We start from the raw sequence: 23,767 nt of genomic DNA, 5'->3' as shown, positions 1-23,767 counted from the left end.
CAGAACTTGCCATAGATGGCTGCGCCTACGAACAAGACCACGAGGCCGATCAAGAAAGTTGCCATAAAAACACACACTCCTTTTCCTTAACCCGCGGCCAGGTCCTCGATTTGGACACGCGGGCTTCTGGCTATAAGCATAGCAGATTTTTGGCCGCATAAGCGTTAAAAAATAGTTCACGGAAATTAAGATGTCGCTAAGAAAACGACGGCCTTATCAAGAATGCGCTTACTTTTGGGGAGCGATGCATAAAAAGCGCATGAAGAAGCCCGGTTGGGAGCTCTTCATGCGCCTGTGCGGACGGCGGAGCGGATCAGCTGCCCTCCGCCATGCGGTAGCCGACGCCCATCTCTGTGAAGAGATACTCCGGCTCGGCAGGATTTTTTTCGATCTTCCGGCGGATGTTGGCCATGTTTACCCGGAGAATCTGGTTGTCGCCGCTGGCCCGGGGGCCCCACAGCTCCTTGATGATGAAATCATACGTCAGAACCTTGCCAGCGTATTTGCCCAGCAGGGCCACGATGCGGAACTCGCTGAGGGTGAGGTGGACATTCTCACCGCGGACACGGACCTGGTGCTTATTGTAGTCGATGACCAGTTCTCCCACTGTATAGGTGCCGTTCCGGGCGATTTCGTCATTACCGGAGATGGTGCGGGTGTGGCGGATCGCGGTGCGGACCCGGGCCAGGAGTTCGTCCGTGCCGAAGGGCTTGGTGAGGTAGTCATCCGCCCCCAGATCCAATGCGGCGACCTTGTCCCGCTCATGGGAGCGGGCGGAGACCACCACCACCGGCAGGCTGGACCAGCTGCGCAGGCTGCGGAGGATGTCCAGACCATCCATGTCCGGCAGGCCGAGGTCCAGAATGACCAGGTCGGGACAGTGGGAGGAGATCATGGAAAGCGCCTCCTCGCCGGTCTGGGCCTGCATGGCTTCATAGCCGTTGTTGTTGAGGACCGTGGAAATGAAGTGCGAGATGCTCTTCTCGTCCTCAATTACCAGAATTTTTTCACGAATCGTCATGATACTTCCTCCTTAGTGAGCGGCAGGCAGAAGGAAAATTCCGCCCCGGACTCCAGATTTTTTGCTTCCAATGTGCCGCCGTGGGCACGGATGATAGCCATGCAGACCGATAGGCCCAACCCCATGTTCCGCTTTCCGTCGCCGGGGGACGAGTCCTCACAGCGAAGCGCACCGCTGAACAGGGTGTGCAGTTTCTGGGGGGGAATGCCCTGGCCGTTGTCCTGCACGTAAAAGCGGGCCCAGGGGCCATCCCGCTGCGCGGACAGGGCGATGTGCGTGGTGGTTCCGCCGTGGAACACGGCGTTCTCCATCAGATTGGACAGGACCTGCATGATGAGGATGGCGTCCATGGGGACCAGGAGCAGCTCATCCGGCACGTGGACCTCCACGGACACGGCGGGAAACCGTTTTCGGAATTTGCGGACCGCCTCATCCAGGACTTCCTCCGCAGCCTCCGGCTCCTTGGTGATTTTGGCCGATTCGTTGCCGATCCGGGTGATGGAGAGCAGATTTTCCACCACGCGGATGAGCCACTGGGCGTCATCCCGCACATCCACCAGAAGGGACTGCTGTTCGGCCGGGGAGAGGGCGGGATTTTCCAAAATGGCGGAGGTGGCACCCATGATAGAGGTCAGAGGGGTGCGAATGTCGTGGGAGACGGAGCGGAGCAGATCCGCCCGCATCTTCACCTTTTCGTTTTCCATCCGGAGGCGGTCCTGCTCCTTGGTCTTGGTGGTCAGGGTGCTGGTGACCAGCGAGACCACCAGAAAGGTGAACATTGTCAGCGGATAGCCGGAAATGGTGAAGTTAAACGCCATATAGGGATATGTAAACACATAGTTGACGCCGATGACACCCAGCACCGCCGCAATCAGCCCGAAGAGATATCCGCTGGTGAAGCGGGAGATCAGGAGCACGGCCAGCACATAGACCGGAGAGGCAAAGCCGTCGATGGTGTCCGCCGTCTGGTGCAGAAGGGCGCAGGCCCCCGTGGCGCATAGAAGAATGGCGGCGGAGACCAGAAGGTCGCGCCAGGAGAAGGAAAAGGTACGCTTCAAACTGGAACGGGTGATCTTCACAGCAGGTCCTCCTTACATCTGTGGGGCTTGAAACATTATTATAGCAGAAAGAGGTGTTAAGATTCCACTAAAAAACGTTAAAGAACATAGGCGGGAAACCTGTGGATTTTTGCATACGTTTAACAAGCCCCAAATGGACCTTGTCAGCGGTTGAACGACGGAATGCGTATAATAATGGATGGCAGGGAGCTGCCGAAAAACAAAAGGAGTGTGTATCAGTATGGAGGAAAGACTCAAAACATATCTGCGGCCGGGAGAGCAGGTCCGCTGGCAGGGCCGTCCCGCCCCGTTTTCGCTTCTGGAGGCAGAGGCAAAAAAGCAGATCCTGCTGAAGTGGGGACTGACGGTGGCACTGGGCGGCGGGCTGCTGGCCGTGTATCTTTCCAGGACCGAGGCGCCCAGTATGGGATTTATCGGCCTGGTGCTGCTGGTGGCTGCGGTGATTCTGATCTCGCCCGTGGCGGAGCGCCGGAACCTCATGGGGGAGCAGTATTGGATCACCAACCAGCGGGCCATTCTGATGACCCGGGACAAGACGTTTTTCTACATGGAACTGTCTGACATCGACGATCTTCAGGTAGTGGGTGGAACCACAAAGGGAAAGAGCTTGGTTCTGGGCAGATGCCTGTTTGAGGAGGCCAAGAAGCTGCTCCGCTGGCGGGCCTGCCATCCCAAGGTCGACGTCCAGAGCCATGACGAGACGGACCGGGCCCTGGGGATGATTTTCTATGGCGTCCAGGGAGCCGAAGCGGCGGCGGAGCTGCTGCGGCAGGGCAGAGACGGCGAGGCAGCCTGACCGGCTCCAACCGGCGGCTCACCCAGCCATACAATTAAATCTGGAGCGCAACACGCTGTACCGCGGGGATCTCCTGCCCGCGGTACAGCGTTTTTTTATTATTAAGTCAAAAGAGATGCCCGGCGGCGTGCAACTTTTGGCCGGAAGGCGGTTATTATCGAACGACTGAGAAAGGAGGTACGCGTCCTTGGAGAAATTGAAGGGGCAGGCCGAAGCATTCTGCCGGAAGTATCTCCAGTGCATGGACCCGGACCAGGCAGCGGCAATGGCTGGCTGCGCCGATGGATACGCCGTGCTGGAGACGAAGATGGTGCGCAGGCGGCTGGAGCGGATGCGGGAGGCAGCGGCTGGGCAGGTGCATCGGGAGGACGTGGTACGGCGTCTGGCCCAGCTGGCTTTCGGCCGGGTGAATGATGCGGCGCGGCTGGCCCTGCACAGCGAAGAGGCGGATTTGGAGACGCTGGATCTGTCTGCCGTGGCGGAGCTGAAGGTGACGGACAAGGGCGGCGTGGAAGTGAAGCTTATTGACCGCATCCGGGCTCTGGAGGCTCTGTACGGGCTCCTGAGCGAGGAAAAGGCGGAGGGGGCCGGAGAGCTGTACCGGGTGCTGACGGAAGCTGCCGGGGAGGAAGGAGGGTGGGACGACGGCTGAGATCATGCGGTTTTCCCAAAAGCAGCGAAGGGTGCTGACCTGGTGGTGCCGCCCGGGAGATTGGGAGGCCATCATCTGCGACGGGGCCGTCCGCAGCGGCAAGACCTTCTCCATGGGGCTCTCCTTCTTCCTCTGGGCCATGGCCAGGTTCAACGGACGGCAGCTGGGACTGTGCGGAAAGACCATCACCTCCCTGCGGCGGAACCTGCTGGCGGAGCTGGTGCCCTATCTGCGGCGGCTGGGCTTCGACTGCTGGGAGCGGCGGTCGGAGAACCTGCTGACCGTGCGGCTGGGGGGCCATGAAAACCGTTTCCTGCTCTTTGGCGGGCGGGACGAGTCCAGCGCGGCGCTGATCCAGGGCAGCACCCTGGCGGGGGTGCTGCTGGACGAGGCGGCCCTGATGCCCCGGAGCTTTGTGGAGCAGGCCGTCGCCCGGTGCAGCGTGGCGGGGAGCCGCCTGTGGTTCAACTGCAATCCGGAGAACCCTCAGCACTGGTTTTACCGAGAGTGGATTTTGAGGGCGCGGGAACGGCGGGCCCTGTACCTTCATTTCACCATGGAGGACAACCCCGCCCTGTCGCCCCGGATCCGGGCCCGCTATCGCAGCGCCTACTCCGGCGTTTTTTACCGGCGATTCGTGCTGGGGGAGTGGACAGCCGCCCAGGGGCGGGTGTACGACTTCTTCGACCGGGACCGGGACAGCGTGCCTGTGCCGGAGGGAGATTTTCAGGAGTGGCGGATTTCTGTGGATTACGGCACCGCCAACCCGGCCTCCTTCGGCCTGTGGGGCCGGCAGGGAGAGATCTGGTACCGGGTGGGGGAGTTCTACTACGACTCCCGCCGGGAGGGACGGCAGAAGACCGACGCAGAGTATGTCCGGGACCTGCGGGAGCTGGCGGAGGGCAGGGAGATCACAAGGGTGATCGTGGACCCGTCGGCGGCAAGTTTCATCGAGGCGCTGCGGCGGGAGGGATTCCGGGTGGTCCGGGCGGACAACGATGTGGCCGACGGCATCCGGGTGACGGCGGACCTGCTGAAGCGGCGGCGGATCGTGATCTGCGGTGCCTGCGCCGACTGCCTGCGGGAGATGGAAACGTATTGCTGGGACGACAAGGGGCGGCGGGACGCTCCGAAAAAGGAGCAGGACCACGCCATGGACGATCTGCGGTACTTCGCCATGGATCTGGCGGCGGAAGAGCAGAATGGCTTTGCGGCCACCTGGGTGGAGAGACGGGCCTGAGGGAACGCGGTAAGGAATGGACGGGAGGTTTGGAAGTTGAAGTGGTTTCGGAAACAGACGGCGCCGGCGGGAGCGTCGGTCCAGCTGCGGGAGACGGGACACCACCCATTTGGACTGCTGGGGCAGTATGTGCCCATGCGCAGTGGGGAGATCCGGCTGTACCGGGCAGTACGGGAGGCGGTGCCGGTGGTGGACGCCGCCATCTACAAGCTGATCCGGATGGTGGGCGGTGTGACGGCGGCCTGTTCCGACCCGGCGGCAGAGCGGGGGCTGGGGGAATTCCTCCGCACGGTCCCGGCCGGACGGGGGCAGTATGGGGTCAATGCCTTTCTGGAGGGCTACCTGGACGCTCTGCTGACCTGCGGGCGAGCCATCGGGGAGATCGTGCCCGCAGCAGGGAACCGGGAGATTGCGGCCGTGCTGTGGGGCCGGGTGGAGGATATTGAGATTCGGGAGGGAGACCATCCCCTGGCATTTACAATCTGCGGCCCCGACGAGCAGGGGCGGATGGGGCCGCTGCCCTGTCAGGACTTGCTGCTGTTCACGCCTCTGAATCCTGAGGCGGACAGCCCCTATGGCGTGTCCCTTCTGCGGGGGCTCCCGTTTTTGACGGATATCCTGATGAAGATCTACCACACCATCGGGATTAACTGGGAGCGATGCGGCAGCCTGCGCTTCGCCGTCACCTGCCGGGACGGCGGAAACGGCCAAGCGGAGGAGCGGAGCCGGATGCTGGCAGGAGAGTGGTCCCGGGCCATGCAGGATACCAGGAGCGGCAGCGTGCGGGACTTTGTGGCTGTGGGAGATGTGGATATCCAGGTCATCGGCGCTGACGCGCCCGTCCTGGACAGCGAGGTGCCGGTGCGGCAGATTTTGGAACAGGTGGTGGCCAAGACGGGGATCCCGCCCTTTATGCTGGGACTGAGCTGGAGCTCCACGGAGCGGATGAGCTCCCAGCAGGCGGACATGCTCACCACGGAGATCACGGCCATCCGGCGGACCATTACGCCGGTGGTGGAGCGGATCTGCCGGCTGTGGCTGCGGATGCACGGGTATACTTGCGGCTTTGAAGTCCTGTGGGAGGACATCAACCTCCAGGACGAGGTGGAGGACGCCCGTGCGGCCCTCTATCTGGAGCAGGCGCGGAAGCTGCGGCTTGAGAACGACGCGGCGGAGGCGGCCGCGTTCCATACAAGGAGAGAGGTATGAAAGAACTCGAAAAAAATCTGGAGGCAACGGGAGGCGTGCCGGCAGAGGCGGAGCTGGCGGCGATCAACCGCTTTGCCAAGTCACCCCTGCGGGCAGAGGAGGTGTACACCTTTTCCCTGCGGCTGTGCGACAACGAGGTGGACCGGGACTGGGAGCGGTTCGATACGGCGGCGCTCAACACACTGGGCGACCTGTTCGTGGGGAAGAGCGGCATCTTTGACCACCAGTGGACGGCGGAGGGGCAGACCGCCCGCATCTATCGGACGGAGATGGTGCGGGAGGGCGCCCAGGTGACCGTGGCAGGGGACGGCTACTGCTGGCTGAAGGCCTGGGCTTATCTGCTGCGGACGGAGAAAAACGCGGATCTGATCGCGGAGATCGAGGGAGGCATCAAGCGGGAGGTCAGCGTGGGGTGCAGCGTGGCCCGGCGGGTGTGCTCCATCTGCGGCGCAGAGGGCGGCACCTGCCAGCACACGCCGGGGCAGCGGTACGGGGAGCAGCTGTGCTACCTGGAGCTGCGGGATCCCACCGACGCATACGAGTGGTCCTTCGTGGCGGTGCCAGCCCAGCGAAAGGCGGGGGTCCTGAAGCGATACGGCCCCGAAAACCAGGGGATGGCACAGCTGCGGGCCCAGGCGGAGCTGGGACGGAAATACCTGCGAGAGCTGCGGCGGGAGGTGACGCGGCTTGCCATGCTGGCGGACGACAGCGTGGACGGCGGCGCCCTGGCCAAGGCGGCGGAGCATCTGGAGGAGCCGGAGCTGCTGGAGCTGAAGCGGGTCTACGGGGCCCAGGCAGCCCGCCGGTTCCCGCCTGTGCCGCAGCTGCGGAGCCGGGGAGCGGCAAAAACAGAGGACGAGACGGAATTTCTGATCTAAGGGAGGATGAAGCATGAAGCTTTCTTATGAGGGGATCGGCCAGTGGGCCGCCACCTTTGCCTGTGACGATCTGGCGGAGGGGGAGCTGGTGAAGGTCAGTGCCAACGGCACGGTGGCCGCCTGCGCGGCGGGCGACGATTTCTGCGGCATGGTGCTTTCTGTCGGCCGGGGCGGCGACGCCTGCGCCGTGGCCCTGGGCGGCATGGTCACCGCCGGGTACACCGTACCGGCAGAAGGAGCGGCACCGGCCCTGGGCTGGAGCGGCCTCAGCGCCGACGGCGAGGGCGGCGTCCAGGCGGACGCGGACGGCAGCACCTATCTGGTGGTGGATGTGGACACCACCGCCAAGACCGTGACCTTTGTACTGTGAGGAGGAGAGAGACGATGGCATATCATTTTGAGAACATCAAGCTGGAAAAGGGAATGTACGGCCGCAGCGGCCGAAGCTTTTCCCAGGCCCTGGAGGAGCTGGACCCCAGCGAACACTACCGGGGTACGCCTCTGGAGGGGCTGGACGCCTTTCAGCGGCAGCTGAAGCGATTTGACATCCATGTAAAGGGCGCGGGCAGCGATATGGTAGAGAAGTTCTTCCACACCTCCGACTCCGCCGTGCTGTTCCCGGAGTTCGTCTCCCGAGTGGTGCGGCAGGGGATGGAGGAAGAGAGCATCCTGCCGGCCATCACCGCTACGGTGACCAGATTTGACGGCATGGACTACCGGTCCATCGTCTCTGTACCCAGCGAGGAGGACAAAAAGCTTCGCCGGGTGGAAGAGGGCGCCCGGATCCCGGAGACCACCGTCCGCACCCAGGAGAACCTGGTGCACCTCTACAAGCGGGGCCGGATGCTGGTGGCCTCCTATGAAGCTATCCGGTTCCAGCGGTTGGACCTGTTTTCCGTGACCCTGCGGCAGATCGGCGCCTACATCGGCCGGATGCATCTGGAGGACGCCATCGGGGTGCTGCGCAGCGGCGACGGAAATCAGAATGCCGCACAGCAGTACACCATCGGCACGAAGCCTATCACCGGAACCAAGGGGACGCTGACCTATGACGCCCTGCTGGAGTTCTGGAGCCAGTTCGACCCCTACACCATGAACACCATGCTGGTGGGCAGCGACGTGATGCTGGCCATGCTGAAGCTGGATGAGTTCCAGAATCCCCTGACGGGGCTGAACTTCCAGGGCACCGGCACGTTGACCACGCCCCTGGGGGCAAAACTGCTGCGGACCTCTGCCATGCCGGCGGGGATCCTGATCGGCCTGGACAGGAACTACGCCCTGGAGCAGATCTGCGGCAGCGAGATCACGGTGGAGTATGACAAGCTCATTGACCGCCAGCTGGAGCGGGCGGCCATCACCTCCATCTCCGGATTTGCCAAGCTGTTCACGGAGGCATCCAAGGTCCTGGTGGTATGAGCGGGGCACAGGAGACGGTCCTGACTCTGGCCCGGGAACTCTCCGGGGCCGGGGAGGCGGAAGAGGCTTTGCTGGAACTGCTTTGTCAGGCGGCGGAGCAGCAGTGGGAGAAGCGGCTGCGGCCGGGAATGACGGCGGAGGACTGCGGCAAGGCGTTCCCCTGCGCCGTGGCCTTCACCGCCGCCGCGGACTTGGCGGTGGCGCGGGGCGGTGAAGGCGTGTCCGGCTTCACAGCGGGCAGCGTGTCCGTGCGGATCCGCGGCGCGGCGGAGAGCTGCGCTTTGGCGGAGAGCCTGCGGCGCACGGCGGAACGGCTGATGGCACCCTTTGCGGTGCCGGACGATTTTTGCTTTCGGGGAGTGAGAGGATGACAGACTGGGTGCGGCAGGTCCTGGAGCGATATGGACAGGATGTCACCGTGGACACGGCGGACGGAGAGCGGACCGTGCGGGCGTTTTTACAGCCGATGACGGAGCGGGATGAATGGGCCCGAAGTGACGTTACCTCCATCGGCTGGGTGGATGGGCGGCTGTGGCTGTATCTGGGGCAGACGGCCCTGGAGGAGGGGGAAGCCCTGGCCTGGGAGGCCACGCGCTTCCGGGTGCGCAGCTGCAGGCCCTACTACATTGGTAACGCGCTGTCCCACTACTGGGCGGCGCTGGAACAGGAGCGGGAGGCGGCGGAATGCGGGAGCTGAGTCAGATCCGGGATGCAGTGGTCTCCGCCCTGGCGGCGGAGGGGGTGGCGGCGCTGGACGCCTACCCGGACCAGCGGGCCAGGCGGTATGGCTGCCCGGTGGCAGCGGTGGCTGTGGAGACCGCAGAGAGCCGGACCGTGGGATTCTGCAATTATCTGGGCGAGGTCTTCGATACCGGGGCCGGCGCACCGCGGGAGCTGTATGGAAAGCAGCTGGAGGCGGTGATCTCCATAGAGATCCGGGGACAGCGGGCTGCGGACTGTGAACAGGGCTGTGAGACGGCGGCGGAGGTGCTGCTGGGAAGGCTGCCCGCCGGCATCCGCCCCGGTGAGTTGAATTGGGAAGCCCTGACTTGGGAGCGGGAGACAGAGCTGTTCCTGCGGCGGGGAAGACTCCGGTGCCGGGCGTATTTCCTGGCCCGGGCGGAAGAGGGCGACACGGTATTTTTGGACTTTCGATTGAAGGGAGCAGTGACCACTTGAGCGAGACAATGCATGAGCGGCCGGGGGTGTACTCCAGCTATGACGCGTCAACGGTAGTATCCGCCGGGCGGGCCGCCAAGGTCATTGGCGTGGCGGCCAAGGCGGTGAAGGGCACCGCCGGAGAGGTGGTGACCCTGACGGGCTATGCCGCGGGCGTGGCGGCCTTCGGCGAGGACGCAGCGGATACGCCGGGGATGAGCACCATCCTGCGGCTGCTGTTTGCCAATGGCGCCTCCACTGTGGCGGCGGTCCGGGTGGCGGAGGCCGGCGCGGTGAAGGACTACCAGGACGCCTTCGCGGCCCTGGGCGGGGAGGAGGCCCGGATTCTGGTGTGCGACAGCGCCGAGGAGACGGTGCAGCAGGCGCTGCGGACTGCGGTGGAGGATGCCTCTGCCGCCCGGATGGAGCGGATCGCCGTGGTGGGCGGCGACGGTGAGTCGGCAGCGGAGCTGGTGACCCACGCGGCGGCGCTAAACAGCGAGCGAATGGTGCTGGTGGGGCCCGATGCCCTGGACAGCGGCGGGAAGACGCTGCCCGGCGTGTTCGCCGCAGCGGCCCTGGCAGGGGTCATCGCCTCCGGACGGGACCCGGGAGTGCCGCTCAACGGGGCGGAGATCCGGGGGCTGGGGGGCCTGGGCACCGCATACACCGACAATGACATCGACCTGCTGGTGCGGGGCGGCGTGACGCCCCTGGAGAGCACGGCGGGCACAGTATCCCCGGTGCGGGGGATCACCACCCGGACCACAACCGGCGGTGCAGCGGACACCACTTGGCGGGAGCTGACCACCATCCTGATCGTGGACGATGTGATCCCGACAGTACGGCAGGCCCTGCGCAGCAAGTTCGCCCGGGCCAAAAACACGGCCCAAAGCCGCAGCGCCATCCGCTCTCAGGTGATTGTGGAGCTGGAGAAGAAGGTGGCCGAGGAGATCATCGACAGCTATGGCGAGGTGACGGTGACGGCCTCGGAGGATGACCCCACCGTGTGTCTGGTGGAGTTCAGCTTCGCGGTGGCCCATGGGCTGAACCAGATCTATCTGACGGTCCACATCACGGTGTAAGGAGGAGACGGTATGGAAGCAACGGGATTTCCCACCAGCGCGGACATCTATCTGGAGCTGGATGGGAGAAAGATCGCGGTGGTGCAGGGCTACACCGCCCGGGCCAGCAAATCCAGCCAGAGCGTAGAGGCGTTCGGCGAGAGCGAGCCGGTGGCCACCATCGAGGGTCAGCGGAAGTACACCCTGGAGCTGACACGGCTGTACGCCACTGAGGACGCGGTGACGGACGGCATCAATTTCTATGACCTGCGGGATTTCTCCCTGGTGATCTGCAAGCCGGACCGGAAGGTCATTTACAGCAGCTGCCAGTGGAGCGCCATTCAGGAAGAGGGCCAGCTGAATGCCATGGTGGCAGAGAAGGTGACCGTGGTGGCCTCCAAGCGGATCGAGACCACGGCATGATGGAGGAACTGGACGAGCTGCGGCCGCCCACGGCCTGGCGGCTGCTGGAGATCTGGCGGGGGACCCGGGAGCTGGCAGAGGAGCCCCTGGAACGCGCCCTGCTGTGCAACGCCCAGGTGCTGGCAGAGAGCTGCCTGCGCCAGGGGAAGCCGGTGTTCCCCGACGGCGCGGCGGTCCTGACCCGGCTGACCGCCGGGGAGATGGAAACACTGCTGCGCCGTCTGGCGGGGGAGGAACCCTCCCCCGCTCCGGCGGCGGTGAACCGGGACTTTGATCAGGGGCGGTTCCAGGCGTTGAAGGAGGGCTGAGATGGAATACATCCGGGAGATGCTGCGGCGGCAGCGGACCGCCTTGGGGCGGCTGATGCTGGGCGGCGGAAGTGCGGAAGAGCCGGAGGCCGCAGCCGCCTCTCCAGCCACGGAGAGAACGTCTCCGGCAGCGCCTGCCCCATGGGAAACGGACGGGACGGCGTCTGGGACCGGCGGATGGGAGATTCGTGGGAACAGCTTCGCGGGCGCTGGGGCCGACAGGCAGACCGGCCCCACTTCGGCGGGGGAGACGCTGCGGTTGGCCCTGGCCCGGAAGCGTGCGGAGCGGCAGTATACGGCCGCCTTTGGACCGGCTGGTACCGGAGAGACTGCCGATTCTGCCGGGAGGCGGAATCCCATGACGGAGGATGGCGGTCTGTCCGACGGCGGCGGGACAGCAACGCCCGGCGGCGAAGCGGAGGAGACGTTCTATCTTCTGCCGGGACGCCGGGACTCCGGCGCGGCAGGAATGATGGAGAGCGCCAGGGCGCTGTCCCGCACGGTGCAGCGGGACGCCCGCCGGTATGACGGCGGATTCCCGCTGTATGACTGAGGAGGTGAGAATTTGCTGCTGAAACCCATGCGCTTTAAGGACTACACCTGGCCCCACAACCCGGAGATCTATGCAGTGGAGTACCGGCGGCAGATAGCAGCCCACAAGATCCCCCTGGGGGGCTGGTACCTGCAGGATCTGGGGCGGACATACCGCATTTTCCGGGGAGAGGGTATCTTTGCAGGGGAGCGGGCCTACGAGGAGTTCCAGACGCTGGCGGAGGTCTTTGACCAGACCGGGCCGGGGCTGCTGGTGCACCCGGTTTGGCGGACGGTCAGCGCCTATTTCGTGACCCTGGAGCTGATGGAGGAGCCGCTGCCGGACTATGTGCGCTACCGCTTTTCCTTCTGGGAGGACAGCACGGCCTCCGGCGGGCTGGTGGAAGTGCCCGTAGAAGGGGAGCCAGAGGGCGGAACGGACCCGGAGATTCCCGCCGGAGGCTGGGGTGCCGTCCATACAGTGCGGAAAGGAGAAACCCTGTGGGGGATCGCCTGGCGGTACGGCGTGGCGCTGACCGCCCTGATCGCAGCCAATCCCCAGATCAAGAACCCCAACTTGATCTACCCGGGGGATCAGGTGAGGATACCATGAGAGGACGGATCATCACCAGCGACCACCGGATTTTTGAGCTGCCGGTGCTGCTGCGCTGGAATATCACCTACACCGGCGGCGTGCCCTGCGACAGCTATGAAGTCACCTGCGTGTACGACAGGACCATGGCGGAGCTGCTGCATCTGGCGGCGGGTTTCCTGGCGCTGGACGAGAACGGCGGGGTGCTGCTGCGGGGCATCGTGGACGAGTACGAGGTGAAGCTGACGGCGGCGGGACTGACGGTGACCATCTGCGGCCGGGGATACGCCGCCCGGCTGCTGGACAATGAGTCCCGGCCGGTGACGTACCAGGGAGCCACGCTGGCGGAGATCGTCCGGTGCCATGCGGCGCCCTACGGCATTTCCTGCGCGGAGATCGCGCCGGTGTCGGCGGACTCTGTTTACACCGTGGCCGCCGGCACCAGTCAGTGGAAGGCGTTGGAGGGTTTCTGCCGGACCTATGGGGGCTTTTCGCCCCGCTTCCGGCGGGACGGGCTGCTGGTGGCGGCGCCGGAGCGGGACGACGGGCGGCGGATCGTCATCGACGGGACCAGCCCGATCCTCTCCTGCACCCTGCGGGAGGACCACTACGGTGTGCTGACGGAGGTGCTGGTCATCGACAAGACCCGGAACGTGTCCTACAGCGTGCAGAACCGGGACATGCTGGACCGGGGCGGCCAGTGCCGCCGGGTGGTCTACACCCCGGGGCAGAGCACCTGGGCTGCCATGCGGTATACCGGGGAGTATCAGATCCGGCAGTCCCGGGAGGAGGAACTGACCATTGAGCTGGGGCTGGCCGGGTGTTTCCCGGCGTTTCCCGGGGACACGGTCCGGCTGGAACTGGAGGCCATGGGCCTCTCCGGCGAGTACCGGGTGGCCGAGGCGGAAAACACGGCCTCCCCGGAGACGGGAGAGGTCTGTACATTGATACTGAGGGAGCGGATATGAGATGTGGCTATCGAGACAGATGAAAGCGCCGGCGCCCACGGCGGACGCGGATCTGGGCATGACCACCATCGCCGGAGACAGCGTGGGCGTGGTCACCCGGGGGGAGGTACGGGCGCTTCCAGTGTATGGCCCCGGCGGCTATGTGTGGATGCCGGAGAGCGGCGCTGCGGTACTGGTTATCAAAGGTGGCCCTGGCGGGGAGGAGCAGTGCGTGGCAGGACAGCAGCAGGCTTTGATCCCGGAAGGCATGGGACCGGGGGAGGTCTATCTCTTCACCCCCGGCGGAAACAGCGTGTACCTGCGCAGCGGCGGCGAGATCGAGCTGCGGGGCAAAGTGCGCATCCAGGGCAGCCTGACGGTGAACGGGGAGCCCTATGCGCCCTGCGAGAGCTGAGGGGGGATGGAGATGGGACTTTCCCTGCGGAATGGAGATTATGTGCCTGACGGGACCGGTGGTCTGCGGCGGACCGAGGGCCGGGAGGCCCTGTTGGAGCAGGTTCTCTTCCGCCTGACAGCGCGGCGGGGGACCTTCCCATTCCTGCCGGAGCTGGGGAGCCGGCTGTGGCAGCTGGGACAGCTGCCCGCCGCCAGACGGCAGAGCGCGGCGGAACAATATGTGGCGGAGGCCCTGGCGGCGGAACCGGGGCTGACGGTGGAGCAGGTGATTTTGACGGAATCCGGCGGCGGCCGGGCACAGGTGACGGTCGGCCTCACCTGGCAGGGAGAGGCTCTGTCCGTCACCGTGGAGGTATCGTGAGAGGAGCGGTTGTTTGAAAACGACAGAGGAGATCTACCAGACGCTGCTGGCGGCCTTCGCCCAGCGGGCGGGCTTCACACCAGAGGCAGACTGCGATCTGGCCGTGCGGCTGTACGCTGCGGCAGCGGAGCTGCAGGCCCTGGGCATCCAGAGCGAGTGGGTGCTGGACCAGAGCTTTCCCCAGACGGCCCGGGGCGTGTATCTGGACTACCACGCCCAGATGCGTGGCATCGCCCGGACGGCGGCCACGAAGGCGGTGGGAACGCTCCGCTTTTCTGTGGAGCGGGCGCCGTCCACGGCTCTGCGCATCGCCGCCGGAACGGTCTGCATGACGGAGGGAGAGACCCGGTTCCAAACCACGGCGCAGGCGGTGCTGGCAGCAGGGGAGCTGTCCGTGGATGCTCCGGCGGAGGCCTTGGAGCCTGGGCGGAGCGGCAATGCCGCCGCGGGGACCATCGTGATCCTCACCGCCTGCCCGGTGGGGATCACCGGATGCACCAATCCGGCGCCCTTCACCGGCGGCAGTGACCAGGAGGACGACGCGAGCCTGCGGAGCCGGATTTTGGAGAGCTATCAGCGGCTGCCCAACGGGGCCAACGCGGCCTGGTACGAGCAGACCGCCATGGGCCATGAGGGCGTGGCGGCAGCCCGGGCAGTGGGCCGGGCCCGGGGGATCGGCACAGTGGATGTATACATCGCCACGGCGGCCGGACTGCCGAATGGGACACTGCTGGCGGCGGTCCAGGCGGACCTGCAGGAGCGGCGGGAGATCGCCGTGGACGTGCAGGTCAAGGCCCCGGCGGCGGTGGAGATGGACGTGTCCGCGGAGCTGGCCGTCCGGGAGGGGGCGGACTTCTCCGCGGTGAAGGCCGCCGCAGAGCAGGCTCTGGCGAGCTTTTTCAGCGGCCGCAGGCTGGGCGGGCCGGTACTGCTGGCGGAGCTGGGGGACCTGTTGTACCACGTGGAGGGCGTGGAGAACTACCGCCTGCTGGCCCCTGCTGCCGATCTGGCGGCGGAGGACGGAACGTTGCCCATGCTGGGCCGGGTGACGGTGACGGAAATGGAGGCGGACGACGATGTATGAGGCGCACCTGCGCAGCCTGCTCTCACCGCTGGGAATCTATGACTTGGAAGAGCACTCCGCCAGCGGCGCGGCCGTCTGCGCACTGGGAACAGGGCTGGACACAGTCAGCCGCCGGCTGGAGGAGATCGAGCGGGAGGCGCTGACTGCCACGGCGGAGGGAGAGGGGCTGGCCCGGCGGGAGGCCCTGTTTGCCCGCCGCCCCGCCGCCGTCACGGCAGAGGAACGGAGGGCCGCCATCGCGGCCCTTCTGCAGATTGACGGGGACAGCCTGACGCCCGCGGCCATCGACCGGACGATCCGGGGCTGCGGAATCCGCGCCCGGGCGCTGGAGATGGGCGGGGGACAGCTGCGGGTGATTTTCCCGGAGGTGGCCGGAGAGCCGGAGGACTTCGACCAGATCCGAAAGATCATTCTGGACATCCTGCCCTGCCACCTGGAAGTGGAGTTTTACTTCCGCTATCTCACCTGGGCGGAGTGCGAGGCCGCCGGGTATACTTGGGGCCAGGTGGAGGCGGCGGAATACACCTGGGAGAGTTTCCAGCTGGCGGTACCGCCGGAGCGATAGCGCAACGAAAAAAGGCCGCTGCCCTTACGGGCGGCGGCCTTTTTCTGCGCCGGAAGAGACTGGGCGGGCTGCTGTCTGAAAACCACATCAAAACAGAAAAAGACAAATGGTTTTGTAGTGCGGACAATATTTTTTTACACTTCGCAGATTGCAAATTCTGGGATTTCCCTGTATACTGCATCTATCGAGACGCACACCGCGTTTGGAGACAAGCATACCCCGTCACATGAAAAGGAGGAAACACGTTATGGCGAATTTGACACTGTGGGAGCAGATCAAAGAGTTGAAGTCCCCCAAGTACAAGTGGGTGGACCTGACCCATGAGCTGAGTCCTGAGACGCCCCATTGGTTCGGCTTCAAGCCCCTGCAGGCGGACCTGCTGTTCGACTATGCGGAGGGCACGCCTGAGGACATGATGGCCCCTATGCGCTGTATCCAGTACAGCGTGGCCAGCCAGTACGGCACCCACACCGACGTGCCCCGGCACTTCTGGGGCAGCGGCCGGGACATGAGCGCGATCACCGTCCAGGAGCTGATGTATCCCCTGGTGGTCATCGACAAGTCCGCCGAGTGCGCCGCCAACCCCGACTTCATGCTGACGGTGGACGACCTGAAGGCCTGGGAGGCCCAGTACGGCAGGATCCCCGAGGGAGCGTTCGTGGCCTTCCGGTCCGACTGGTACAAAAAGCCCAACCTGGACAATCCCGATGAGAACGGCGTGCCCCATTATCCCGGCTGGGACAAGGCGGCCATCCAGTGGCTGGTGGAGGAGCGGAACATCGGCGCCATCGGCCACGAGCCGGCGGACACCGATCCCGGCTTCGTCACCACCAAAGAGGGCGCCTATCCCTATCCCGGTGAGCAGTACATCCTCCAGGTGGACCGGATCCAGATTGAGGTCATGCGGAATCTGGATCAGGTCCCGCCCGTGGGCAGCCTGATTGTCATCGGCTTTCCCAAGTTGAAGGACGGCACCGGATTCCCCACTAGATGCTTCGCCATCTGCCCGGTGGACTGATTCGGACGCAACAGGCGCGGCAGAGCTGCACTCTGCCGCGCCTGCGCTTCTTTACACTCAAACGTTTTTATGCTATCATGAAACCAGCTTATTTTTACAGGAGGATCGCACTATGGCACTGGAATTTGATGAACAGCTCTCCCGGCTGGAAAAGCCCAACCGCAATGAGATGACCAACAAGGAATATGCCGTCTTTAACGAGAACGTGGAGACCATGGAGAAGAACTGGGGCTTTATCAACAACCTGTTCAAGGTCCTGCCTCTGAACGCATCCCAGTACATCGGCTTCCTGGACTTCAAGGGATCCCTGTTCAACCCGGACACCTGCTACCTCACCAACGCGGACAAAGAGATGATCGGCGTGGTAGTCTCCTCCATCAACTGCTGCTCCTACTGCCTGACCACCCACGGCGATGCGCTGCGGGGCTATACCAAGAATCCCATGTTGGTGGATAAGCTCTGCTACAACTTCCGCTCCGCCAAGGATCTGCTGACGGAGAAGCAGTATGCCCTGTGCGAGTATGCCTGGTATGTCACCAAGCACGCCGACGAGATCGACGAGACCCAGATCGAGAACCTGCGCAAGGCGGGCTTCAACGACCACGAGATCCTGGAGGCCGCCTTTGTGGCCGGCTTCTTCAACTACACCAACCGCTGGGTTTCTACCATCGCCCCAGTGGCCAATCCCGGTCACTTCAGCCACAACCGCAATTTCGAGGGCTGACCCATGGCGTACAAAAAGCTCTTTGAACCTGGCCGCATCGGCGGCCTCACCATCCGGAATCGGGCCGTCATGTCCCCCATGGGCACAGACCTGGCGGACATTCGGGGCAACGCCACACCCCGTCTGATCGCCTATTACACTGAGCGGGCCAAGGGTGGCATCGGCCTCATCATCAACGAGTACACCGGAGTGGACGACGTGGACTCCATCCCCACCCAGCACAACCTGCGGATGGCCCAGGACTACAACGTCCAGGAGGCGGAGGAGCTGACCCGCTCCGTCCACGCCTACGGCGCCAAGATTTTCGCCCAGCTCCACCACGGCGGCGCCACCTCCAAAAGCGCCTTCACCGGTCGGCAGAACCTGAGCCCTAGCGGTGTCCCCATGGCGCCCGGGGGCGAGGTGCCCCGGGAGATGACCCTGGAGGACATCAAGCGGGTGCAGGAGAAGTTCATCGCCGCCGCCATCCGCTGCAAGAAGGCGGGCTATGACGGTGTGGAGCTCCACGGCGCCCACTCCTATCTGATCGCCCAGTTCTTCAGCAAGTACTACAACCGCCGCACCGACGCGTACGGCGGCTCCCTGGAGAACCGCTGCCGCTTCATCGACGAGATCATCGCCGGCATCCGAGCCAAGCTGGGGCGGTATCCCATCTCGGTCCGCATCTGCGGCGACGAGATGACCGACGAGCCCGGCTTCCTCACGCTGGAGGACGGCCTGGAGATCGGCCGCCACCTGGAGGCCCAGGGCATCGACTGCATCAACATTTCCAATGGCAGCTCCTGGAACGGCAACGCCAACTGCGAGCCCTTCTCCTACACCCCCGGCTGGAAGAAGCACGTGGCCAAGGCCTTCAAGGAGGCGCTGTCCATCCCCGTCATCGCCACCAACACCATCAAGGACCCGGATTTCGCCGAATCTTTGCTGGAGGAGGGCGTCAGCGACTTCGTGGCCCTGGGCCGCAGCCAGTTCGCGGACCCGGAGTTCATGAACAAGGCCAAGGCCGGCAGGCCGGAGAGCATCCGTAAGTGCATCGGCTGCATGTACTGCCGGGAGCGGCTGCTGGGCAACGCCATGCCGGTGGAGTGCTCCCTGAACCCCCGGCTGGGCCGGGAGTACCGCTACCGCTGGCAGGACCTCCAGAAGAACGGCAACAGCCGCCCCGTGGTAGTCGTGGGCGGCGGCCCCGGCGGCTTGGAGTGTGCCGTCATCCTGGCCAAGCGGGGCTTCGCCGTGACGCTGCTGGAGAAGGAGGCCGCCCTGGGTGGCACGTTGAACATCGCCAAGCTGCCGCCCCACAAGGCCAACCTCCAGGACGTCACCGACGTGCTGGCGCTGGAGGCCAGGGAGCTGGGCGTCACCGTGAAGCTGAACACCGAGGCCACGCCGGAGACCGTGGCGGCCCTGCACCCCGTGGGGGTGTTTCTGGCTGCCGGTGCGCCGCCGGTGGTGCCGAAGTCCATCCCCGGCATCGACAAGGCCGTGCTGGCGGAGGACGTCATCCTGGGTAAGGCCCCCTGCACCGGCAAGGTGGTGCTGGTGGGCACCGGCCTGACGGGCCTGGAGTGCGCGGAGATGATCCTGGAGCAGGGCCACAGCCTCGCCATGGTGGAGATGAACCCCACCATGGGCCAGGGGATTTTCGGCGTGGTGTTCAACGACATTTACAGCCGTATCAAGCCCTATGATCCGGAGGTCTACACCAGCCACAGGCTCACTGCCGTCACTGATACCGGCGTGACCGTGGAGGACATGGCTACCGGTGAGACCAAGACCATCGCCGCGGACACCGTGGTGCTGGCCATGGGCACCCACAGCCAGGAGGTCATGGAGGCGTCTTACCGGGCCGCCGGACTGAACGCCATTCTGGTGGGCAGCGCCGAGATGCCGGGCCGCATTGCCGGTGCTACCCGGGATGGCTTTGAAAAGGCATGGGGCTTCGAGGCAGAGTGATTTGGCAGGCTCTCCGGAAAGGGGCCGGAACGGGCACAGCGATTCCCGCATGATCCGGCGCACCGGGAATACCGGCAAATGCTGCTGTACATGAAGCTTTTTGGGTATTATTTCCAATCGCACACGGTAAAAGAGACCGGACAGATTTCTGTCCGGTCTCTTTTTGGCAGGGTCAGGCAAACGGTTCAGCACCCGTTCAGGGGATTCACATCCCCCTCCGGCGGCACGATGCACAGGGCCATCAGCTGCCCCTTGCCGGTATTGCCGAAGTTGTGGCGCACGCCGCCGGGCACATGGACCCAGGTGCCGAACTCCAGGGGCACCCGTTCCTTGTCGATGAGGAAATAGCCCTCCCCCTGGATGCAGAGGAACCAGTGTGGCCAGGGGTGGGAGTGGACACTGCTCTCGGCCTCCGGCTCCAGAGTGAAGAGGCGCATCACATAGTCGTTCCAGAACCGGCCGTCAGGCCCGAAGACGATCTTCTTGGTGGAATTTTCAATGAAGTGTCCGCCGGTCACCACCGGCAGATCCCGGATGTTGCCGGAATACTCGCTCATAGACAGATCCTCCCCTTATTTTGATAACCTCAGTATAGAATCTTTGGGTGGAAAAATCAAGTGTTCTCCAGAGAGGCGGCATAGCGGAGCACGTTCTCCAGTACAAAGTCGGGAAAGCGGCAGTCCCTGCCGCACACCCGCGTGCGCTCCCGGGGCAGCCGGGGCAGCAGCTCCGCGTCCGGGATCAGGGCCAGGTCCGCCTGACGGAGCATGGGCACGTCGATGACGCTGTCCCCGGCGGCGATCACCCGCTCCGGGCCGAACCGCTCCACCGCCCGGCGGAGAGCGGTCCCCTTGTCGATCCCCGGTGGAAAGAAATAGACCTTCCGGCCGGAGACCACCGCCTGGAGGGCGGAGCCGCCGCACCAATCCCGGGCCACGCGTTCCGCCGCCGGGATGTCCGGATAAGCGGCGTAGACGTACACACCCTCCACGCACCGCACGGAGGTGGCCCCGCCCTGCCGGGTCAGATGATCCAGGACCGCGGCCAGCGCCTCCCGGTGGTCCCGGACCAGCGCCTGGGACGCGGCGTACCACGCCCGGTCCATCTGACCGTCCCGCAGCAGGACGGCGCCGTTGGCGGTCAGGGCAATCCTGGGCGCCGTGCCGTCCGGCCACTGGATGCGCTGGTACTGCTCGATGGACCGGGTGGTGATGGGCAGCAGATGGACCCGCTGGACGACCTGGGGCAGCAGGTCTGGCGTCTCCCGGGTGAAGAAGCCCTGCTCGGCCCCGTTCAGACGCTCCACACACCGGTCCTCGGGCTGCCGGTGCCGGTGGGAGAAGAGGAGCGTGTTGTCCAGGTCGCTGGCAAACAGAATCGTTCCCATGGCTATGTGTCCGCCAGGTCCCGGATCAGGCCGCAGGCCCGGTAGTTCTCCAGGGGATACTCCACCAGCTCCGCGCCCTTCTCCCTGGCCAGTTGGTAGATGTGCCCCAGATGGGCTTCGTCTCGGAGGCTGTGGACCAGCACCTTCCAGGGCACCCGCCGCAGCAGGACACGGGTGGCTTCCCCGATGCTGGGCTTGATGAGATTGATGTCCCGGATGCCGAAGTCCGCCCCGATCCGGTGCACCTCCTCCAGTCCGGTCCGGCCGCTGCGCCGGGGCGGGGGAACGGCGTCGGCACAGGCGGGGAAATGGGCCTGGATGGTGTCGATGAACTGGTACGTCAGGTCCTGGTCCTTCAGCTCCCGGTAGAAGGCAGCGCCGTGAAAGTCCCCGGGGCCGATGATGTCGCCGCGGAGGAACGTCCGGCTCAACAGGCCGGACACGGTGGAGTTCAGGCAGGAGCTGGCGATGAGGAAATCGTCATGGGTGCCGCAGATGGCGGCCACATTGGCCGGGTCCGACAAAACTGTCAGCCCCGGCGAGACGCCGGGGTAGTCCGTCATGGCTGCGTCCAGCTGCCGCTGGATGGCGCCCTTGCCGGTCCAGCCGTCCACGAACTGGATATCTCCAGGGGCGTGGCGGTTCAGGAGATAGGCCATGGCATTGCGGTCGATCCCCCGGCCCCGAATGATGGAGATGGTGTAATGGGGGAGGTCGGCACCGTACCGGCCTTGGAGATAGCGGCGGATCAGAATGCCGATGGGCGTCCCTGCCCGGGCCAGGGAGACCAGGGCGCACTGCCTTCCCCTGCTCTCCCAAATCTGCTCCGCCGCCCGGGCCACAGCCTCCGCTGTAATGCCGGCGTACCGCTCCAGGGCGTCGTGATAGGCGGCCAGATAGGCCGGGGAGGGCTCATACTCCAGGGGCAGCATCTCCGAGTAGTGGACACCGCTCTGGATCCTGGCCTCCCGCTCCCGGGTGCCCAGGGGCGTCACCAGGCCGGTGATGTCTTTCAGCAGGATGGTCACATCCTGACTTTGATATGTGCTGAACATAAGATCCTCTCAAATTCTGCAGAGATAGAGTCGGGGACAGCCCAGCTGCCCCAGGGCCGCCGCCAGCCGGGTGCAGGCGGTCCCGTCCACCGCCGCGGGCGCATCCGTCACCACCAGAGCGGCGTCATAGGCAGCCAGGTCATAGAGATATGTCTTCCGGTCCCCACCGTAGAAGCTGGGCAGCAGCACCCCGTTTCGGATGGGGTAGGCAGAGTCAGGGCAGATGCCGATGGGACTGCGGGTAGTGGCATGGCAGCGCACTGTGGCACAGAGACCCGTCTGCTCCGCCAGCGACCCTACCGTCAGGGCAGGATACATGCACTCTTCGGTCCCCAGCACCAGCAGGGCGCCCCGGTCCGGCAGCTCCTCCCGGAGGCGGGACAGCAGCTCTTCCGCGGCGGCGCGGCAGCAGTCCGTATAGCAGCCGACGGCCACACCACGGCGTGGGTCCGGCAGAGGCTCCGCCGTGTACAGCGTCCGCAGGTCCGGCAGGGGGCCCTGGGCAGGGGGAGCCGCCTCCTTTACAGGGATCCCGGTCACCATCCGCTCATAGTCTTGATGTTCCAGCCGCACCAGGCACTCACAGGCAATGCCGGCCTCTGCCAGCCTGGCCTGGTTCTCCGGAGAGACCCGGCTGAGGATGGACGCAGCTGCCAGCCGCCGCTCGCCCAGCCGGGGATACCGCTCCCGCAGCTGCTGGACCATGTTGATGAGGGTCCGCCCGGTGGAGAACTCGTCATCCACGAATACGATGGCGGGGCTGCGGTCGATCCAGTCCGCCAGCTGGTCGGCACAGAGCCGGTGCTCCGCTGCGTGGCTGTGCTCCTCCCGAAAGAGGATCCAATCTCCGTCCAACGCCTCCCGGGTGGTGTGGACATAGAGGCAGTCCGGCCCCAGCCGGGCTGCCACGGCGGCGCCGATGGCGGTGGCCGTCTCGGCAAAGCCGATGACCAGCCGGGCCTCCGGGTACTTGGCGGCCACCTGGTTCCCCAGGGCACCCATCATCTCCAGAGCCGCCGCGGGGCTCACAGGGATGTGCTTGGCCTGCAGGGGATTGACCAGCAGGTAGCTCCGCTTGGGGTTGTTGTATCGCTTGGCGATCCGCAGCGTGTCTGCGGCCGTATATGGGTGCATTGCGGCACCCTCCCTTCGTCGTGTCATGAAATCGTGGTGAGACTTTGATTATAGCACAGCTTCCACCCCAAAGAAACCTCTTTCCCGCGCCTCGGCCATTTCAAATTGCGCCGCCGGAGAATCTGTGGTAAGATGGGAAAAACAACACCGCCGCGGCCGGCGGGGAGGAGCGCACCATGAAAAAGCTGCAATACAATTCTCCGGTGATCCTGACCTTTTTCCTGCTGTCCCTGGGTGTCCTGCTGCTGGACTGGCTCACCAGCGGGTGGACCACCCTCCACGCCTTCTGTGTCTACCGCTCCTCCCTGGCAGATCCGCTGTTCTATGTGCGGCTGTTCGGCCATGTGCTGGGCCACGCGGATTTCGACCATTTCCTGGGCAATATGCTGCTGCTCCTGGTGATCGGCCCACCGCTGGAGGAGAAGTACGGCAGCCGGACGCTGCTGGCCGGCATTCTACTGACGGCGGGGGTCTCCGGCATCCTGCAATGCGTGTTCTTCCCCGGCTCCGCCCTGCTGGGGGCCAGCGGCATTGTGTTCATGCTGATTATGCTGGCCTCCCTGGCGGGCATGAAGGACGGCCGCATCCCCCTGACGCTGATCCTGGCAGCGGTCCTGTATCTGGGGCAGGAGGTGTACGCCATGGTGGCCCTGCGGGACAACGTGGCCAACTTCATGCATCTGGTGGGCGGCGTCACCGGCACGGTATTCGGCGTGGTGCTGGCAAAAAGGCGGTGAAGAAAAAAGAGGCGGGCA

Annotated in this window: 30 protein-coding genes; 24 read left to right on the top strand and 6 right to left on the bottom strand. The window is 64.8% G+C overall.

Going from position 1 to position 23,767, the window contains the following annotated elements; all coding sequences use genetic code 11:
• Positions 1-313: 313 nt before the first annotated feature.
• Both HMPREF1546_RS16890 and HMPREF1546_RS16885 read right to left on the bottom strand, forming a co-directional pair.
• On the bottom strand, positions 314-1,021 hold the full coding sequence (locus tag HMPREF1546_RS16890; protein WP_021748504.1) for a response regulator: 708 nt from the start codon (positions 1,019-1,021) through the stop codon (positions 314-316).
• Positions 1,018-2,100: a DUF4118 domain-containing protein gene (locus HMPREF1546_RS16885; RefSeq protein ID WP_021748505.1), complete on the bottom strand. Its 1,083-nt coding sequence runs from the start codon at positions 2,098-2,100 to the stop codon at positions 1,018-1,020. Before HMPREF1546_RS16885 ends, HMPREF1546_RS16890 begins: the two co-directional genes overlap by 4 nt.
• A gap of 220 nt (positions 2,101-2,320) precedes the next feature.
• Between HMPREF1546_RS16885 and HMPREF1546_RS16880 the strand changes: the two genes are divergently transcribed.
• The 23 genes from HMPREF1546_RS16880 (at position 2,321) to HMPREF1546_RS16770 (ending at position 19,436) form a co-directional block, all read left to right on the top strand.
• The gene (locus HMPREF1546_RS16880; protein ID WP_021748506.1) at positions 2,321-2,896 is read left to right on the top strand and encodes a hypothetical protein; all 576 of its coding nucleotides are present in this window, start codon (positions 2,321-2,323) and stop codon (positions 2,894-2,896) included.
• 187 nt (positions 2,897-3,083) lie between these two features.
• The gene (locus HMPREF1546_RS16875) at positions 3,084-3,548 is read left to right on the top strand and encodes a terminase small subunit (RefSeq protein WP_021748507.1); all 465 of its coding nucleotides are present in this window, start codon (positions 3,084-3,086) and stop codon (positions 3,546-3,548) included.
• A 4-nt stretch (positions 3,549-3,552) separates the two neighbouring features.
• Positions 3,553-4,788, top strand: coding sequence for a PBSX family phage terminase large subunit (locus HMPREF1546_RS16870; RefSeq protein ID WP_021748508.1), 1,236 nt, complete (start codon positions 3,553-3,555; stop codon positions 4,786-4,788).
• Positions 4,789-4,824: 36 nt separating this feature from the next.
• Positions 4,825-5,997 carry a hypothetical protein gene (locus tag HMPREF1546_RS16865; protein WP_021748509.1) on the top strand — a complete coding sequence of 391 codons (1,173 nt, stop codon included), beginning with the start codon at positions 4,825-4,827 and terminating at the stop codon, positions 5,995-5,997.
• The gene (locus tag HMPREF1546_RS16860; RefSeq protein WP_021752178.1) at positions 5,994-6,875 is read left to right on the top strand and encodes a hypothetical protein; all 882 of its coding nucleotides are present in this window, start codon (positions 5,994-5,996) and stop codon (positions 6,873-6,875) included. Before HMPREF1546_RS16865 ends, HMPREF1546_RS16860 begins: the two co-directional genes overlap by 4 nt.
• 13 nt (positions 6,876-6,888) lie before the next feature.
• On the top strand, positions 6,889-7,245 hold the full coding sequence (locus HMPREF1546_RS16855; RefSeq protein WP_021748512.1) for a hypothetical protein: 357 nt from the start codon (positions 6,889-6,891) through the stop codon (positions 7,243-7,245).
• A 14-nt stretch (positions 7,246-7,259) separates the two neighbouring features.
• Positions 7,260-8,291 (top strand): hypothetical protein, encoded by a 1,032-nt coding sequence (locus tag HMPREF1546_RS16850; protein ID WP_021748513.1) that lies wholly within the window; start codon positions 7,260-7,262, stop codon positions 8,289-8,291.
• Positions 8,288-8,662 (top strand): hypothetical protein, encoded by a 375-nt coding sequence (locus tag HMPREF1546_RS16845; protein ID WP_021748514.1) that lies wholly within the window; start codon positions 8,288-8,290, stop codon positions 8,660-8,662. Before HMPREF1546_RS16850 ends, HMPREF1546_RS16845 begins: the two co-directional genes overlap by 4 nt.
• Positions 8,659-8,988: a hypothetical protein gene (locus tag HMPREF1546_RS16840; protein ID WP_021748515.1), complete on the top strand. Its 330-nt coding sequence runs from the start codon at positions 8,659-8,661 to the stop codon at positions 8,986-8,988. The genes HMPREF1546_RS16845 and HMPREF1546_RS16840 overlap by 4 nt, the downstream gene beginning before the upstream one ends.
• Complete coding sequence (locus HMPREF1546_RS16835; protein ID WP_021748516.1) at positions 8,976-9,470, top strand: hypothetical protein; 495 nt, start codon at positions 8,976-8,978, stop codon at positions 9,468-9,470. The genes HMPREF1546_RS16840 and HMPREF1546_RS16835 overlap by 13 nt, the downstream gene beginning before the upstream one ends.
• A complete protein-coding gene (locus HMPREF1546_RS16830) occupies positions 9,467-10,534 on the top strand; it encodes a phage tail sheath C-terminal domain-containing protein (RefSeq protein ID WP_036629856.1) in 1,068 nt (355 codons plus the stop codon). Before HMPREF1546_RS16835 ends, HMPREF1546_RS16830 begins: the two co-directional genes overlap by 4 nt.
• 12 nt (positions 10,535-10,546) lie before the next feature.
• Positions 10,547-10,936 carry a hypothetical protein gene (locus HMPREF1546_RS16825; RefSeq protein WP_021748518.1) on the top strand — a complete coding sequence of 130 codons (390 nt, stop codon included), beginning with the start codon at positions 10,547-10,549 and terminating at the stop codon, positions 10,934-10,936.
• The gene (locus HMPREF1546_RS19055; RefSeq protein ID WP_021748519.1) at positions 10,933-11,244 is read left to right on the top strand and encodes a hypothetical protein; all 312 of its coding nucleotides are present in this window, start codon (positions 10,933-10,935) and stop codon (positions 11,242-11,244) included. The genes HMPREF1546_RS16825 and HMPREF1546_RS19055 overlap by 4 nt, the downstream gene beginning before the upstream one ends.
• Position 11,245: 1 nt before the next feature.
• A complete protein-coding gene (locus tag HMPREF1546_RS16815; protein ID WP_021748520.1) occupies positions 11,246-11,797 on the top strand; it encodes a hypothetical protein in 552 nt (183 codons plus the stop codon).
• Between the two features lie 12 nt (positions 11,798-11,809).
• Positions 11,810-12,388: a SafA/ExsA family spore coat assembly protein gene (gene safA, locus HMPREF1546_RS16810; RefSeq protein ID WP_349133137.1), complete on the top strand. Its 579-nt coding sequence runs from the start codon at positions 11,810-11,812 to the stop codon at positions 12,386-12,388.
• Positions 12,385-13,335, top strand: a complete 951-nt coding sequence (locus HMPREF1546_RS16805) for a hypothetical protein (RefSeq protein WP_021748522.1) — start codon at positions 12,385-12,387, stop codon at positions 13,333-13,335. The genes safA and HMPREF1546_RS16805 overlap by 4 nt, the downstream gene beginning before the upstream one ends.
• Position 13,336: 1 nt before the next feature.
• A complete protein-coding gene (locus HMPREF1546_RS16800; RefSeq protein WP_021752177.1) occupies positions 13,337-13,729 on the top strand; it encodes a hypothetical protein in 393 nt (130 codons plus the stop codon).
• Between the two features lie 12 nt (positions 13,730-13,741).
• Entirely contained in the window at positions 13,742-14,092 is a 351-nt protein-coding gene (locus HMPREF1546_RS19050; RefSeq protein WP_036628517.1) for a hypothetical protein, read from the top strand.
• Between the two features lie 13 nt (positions 14,093-14,105).
• Entirely contained in the window at positions 14,106-15,176 is a 1,071-nt protein-coding gene (locus HMPREF1546_RS16790) for a baseplate J/gp47 family protein (RefSeq protein ID WP_021748525.1), read from the top strand.
• The gene (locus HMPREF1546_RS16785) at positions 15,169-15,741 is read left to right on the top strand and encodes a hypothetical protein (RefSeq protein WP_021752176.1); all 573 of its coding nucleotides are present in this window, start codon (positions 15,169-15,171) and stop codon (positions 15,739-15,741) included. Before HMPREF1546_RS16790 ends, HMPREF1546_RS16785 begins: the two co-directional genes overlap by 8 nt.
• 247 nt (positions 15,742-15,988) lie before the next feature.
• Complete coding sequence (locus tag HMPREF1546_RS16780; protein ID WP_036637186.1) at positions 15,989-16,759, top strand: cyclase family protein; 771 nt, start codon at positions 15,989-15,991, stop codon at positions 16,757-16,759.
• 112 nt (positions 16,760-16,871) lie between these two features.
• Positions 16,872-17,483, top strand: a complete 612-nt coding sequence (locus tag HMPREF1546_RS16775; RefSeq protein ID WP_021748530.1) for a peroxidase-related enzyme — start codon at positions 16,872-16,874, stop codon at positions 17,481-17,483.
• Positions 17,484-17,486: 3 nt separating this feature from the next.
• Entirely contained in the window at positions 17,487-19,436 is a 1,950-nt protein-coding gene (locus HMPREF1546_RS16770; protein ID WP_021748531.1) for an FAD-dependent oxidoreductase, read from the top strand.
• A 185-nt stretch (positions 19,437-19,621) separates the two neighbouring features.
• Here the strand turns inward: HMPREF1546_RS16770 and HMPREF1546_RS16765 are convergent, their stop codons facing one another.
• From HMPREF1546_RS16765 to HMPREF1546_RS16750, 4 genes are read right to left on the bottom strand one after another with little or no spacing between them, the layout of a single operon-like run.
• Entirely contained in the window at positions 19,622-19,993 is a 372-nt protein-coding gene (locus HMPREF1546_RS16765; protein ID WP_021748532.1) for a cupin domain-containing protein, read from the bottom strand.
• Between the two features lie 56 nt (positions 19,994-20,049).
• Positions 20,050-20,823 (bottom strand): HAD family hydrolase, encoded by a 774-nt coding sequence (locus tag HMPREF1546_RS16760; protein WP_021748533.1) that lies wholly within the window; start codon positions 20,821-20,823, stop codon positions 20,050-20,052.
• A gap of 2 nt (positions 20,824-20,825) precedes the next feature.
• Positions 20,826-21,878 (bottom strand): cysteine protease StiP family protein, encoded by a 1,053-nt coding sequence (locus tag HMPREF1546_RS16755; RefSeq protein ID WP_021748534.1) that lies wholly within the window; start codon positions 21,876-21,878, stop codon positions 20,826-20,828.
• Positions 21,879-21,887: 9 nt separating this feature from the next.
• Entirely contained in the window at positions 21,888-23,012 is a 1,125-nt protein-coding gene (locus HMPREF1546_RS16750; RefSeq protein ID WP_021748535.1) for a phosphoribosyltransferase domain-containing protein, read from the bottom strand.
• A 176-nt stretch (positions 23,013-23,188) separates the two neighbouring features.
• On the opposite strand from HMPREF1546_RS16750, the gene HMPREF1546_RS16745 reads away from it, so the two are divergent.
• Positions 23,189-23,749, top strand: a complete 561-nt coding sequence (locus tag HMPREF1546_RS16745) for a rhomboid family intramembrane serine protease (protein ID WP_021748537.1) — start codon at positions 23,189-23,191, stop codon at positions 23,747-23,749.
• Positions 23,750-23,767 lie beyond the last annotated feature (18 nt).

The sequence above is a fragment of the Oscillibacter sp. KLE 1745 genome (genome assembly GCF_000469445.2).
Lineage (GTDB): Bacteria > Bacillota > Clostridia > Oscillospirales > Oscillospiraceae > Oscillibacter > Oscillibacter welbionis.
This window is presented reverse-complemented; position numbering and strand designations above follow the sequence as displayed.

Bases quoted from the DNA above. Each gene is read 5' to 3' on its own strand.
- HMPREF1546_RS16750 (WP_021748535.1), bottom strand. From the start codon at position 23,012: ATGCACCCATATACGGCCGCAGACACGCTGCGGATCGCCAAGCGATAC.
- HMPREF1546_RS16855 (WP_021748512.1), top strand. From the start codon at position 6,889: ATGAAGCTTTCTTATGAGGGGATCGGCCAGTGGGCCGCCACCTTTGCC.
- HMPREF1546_RS16765 (WP_021748532.1), bottom strand. From the start codon at position 19,993: ATGAGCGAGTATTCCGGCAACATCCGGGATCTGCCGGTGGTGACCGGC.
- HMPREF1546_RS19055 (WP_021748519.1), top strand. From the start codon at position 10,933: ATGATGGAGGAACTGGACGAGCTGCGGCCGCCCACGGCCTGGCGGCTG.
- HMPREF1546_RS16860 (WP_021752178.1), top strand. From the start codon at position 5,994: ATGAAAGAACTCGAAAAAAATCTGGAGGCAACGGGAGGCGTGCCGGCA.
- HMPREF1546_RS16850 (WP_021748513.1), top strand. From the start codon at position 7,260: ATGGCATATCATTTTGAGAACATCAAGCTGGAAAAGGGAATGTACGGC.
- HMPREF1546_RS16775 (WP_021748530.1), top strand. From the start codon at position 16,872: ATGGCACTGGAATTTGATGAACAGCTCTCCCGGCTGGAAAAGCCCAAC.
- HMPREF1546_RS16755 (WP_021748534.1), bottom strand. From the start codon at position 21,878: ATGTTCAGCACATATCAAAGTCAGGATGTGACCATCCTGCTGAAAGAC.
- HMPREF1546_RS16845 (WP_021748514.1), top strand. From the start codon at position 8,288: ATGAGCGGGGCACAGGAGACGGTCCTGACTCTGGCCCGGGAACTCTCC.
- HMPREF1546_RS16770 (WP_021748531.1), top strand. From the start codon at position 17,487: ATGGCGTACAAAAAGCTCTTTGAACCTGGCCGCATCGGCGGCCTCACC.
- HMPREF1546_RS16835 (WP_021748516.1), top strand. From the start codon at position 8,976: ATGCGGGAGCTGAGTCAGATCCGGGATGCAGTGGTCTCCGCCCTGGCG.
- HMPREF1546_RS16840 (WP_021748515.1), top strand. From the start codon at position 8,659: ATGACAGACTGGGTGCGGCAGGTCCTGGAGCGATATGGACAGGATGTC.
- HMPREF1546_RS16805 (WP_021748522.1), top strand. From the start codon at position 12,385: ATGAGAGGACGGATCATCACCAGCGACCACCGGATTTTTGAGCTGCCG.
- HMPREF1546_RS16880 (WP_021748506.1), top strand. From the start codon at position 2,321: ATGGAGGAAAGACTCAAAACATATCTGCGGCCGGGAGAGCAGGTCCGC.
- HMPREF1546_RS16800 (WP_021752177.1), top strand. From the start codon at position 13,337: ATGTGGCTATCGAGACAGATGAAAGCGCCGGCGCCCACGGCGGACGCG.
- HMPREF1546_RS16760 (WP_021748533.1), bottom strand. From the start codon at position 20,823: ATGGGAACGATTCTGTTTGCCAGCGACCTGGACAACACGCTCCTCTTC.
- HMPREF1546_RS16870 (WP_021748508.1), top strand. From the start codon at position 3,553: ATGCGGTTTTCCCAAAAGCAGCGAAGGGTGCTGACCTGGTGGTGCCGC.
- HMPREF1546_RS16815 (WP_021748520.1), top strand. From the start codon at position 11,246: ATGGAATACATCCGGGAGATGCTGCGGCGGCAGCGGACCGCCTTGGGG.
- HMPREF1546_RS16745 (WP_021748537.1), top strand. From the start codon at position 23,189: ATGAAAAAGCTGCAATACAATTCTCCGGTGATCCTGACCTTTTTCCTG.
- HMPREF1546_RS16825 (WP_021748518.1), top strand. From the start codon at position 10,547: ATGGAAGCAACGGGATTTCCCACCAGCGCGGACATCTATCTGGAGCTG.
- HMPREF1546_RS16780 (WP_036637186.1), top strand. From the start codon at position 15,989: ATGGCGAATTTGACACTGTGGGAGCAGATCAAAGAGTTGAAGTCCCCC.
- HMPREF1546_RS16890 (WP_021748504.1), bottom strand. From the start codon at position 1,021: ATGACGATTCGTGAAAAAATTCTGGTAATTGAGGACGAGAAGAGCATC.
- HMPREF1546_RS19050 (WP_036628517.1), top strand. From the start codon at position 13,742: ATGGGACTTTCCCTGCGGAATGGAGATTATGTGCCTGACGGGACCGGT.
- HMPREF1546_RS16785 (WP_021752176.1), top strand. From the start codon at position 15,169: ATGTATGAGGCGCACCTGCGCAGCCTGCTCTCACCGCTGGGAATCTAT.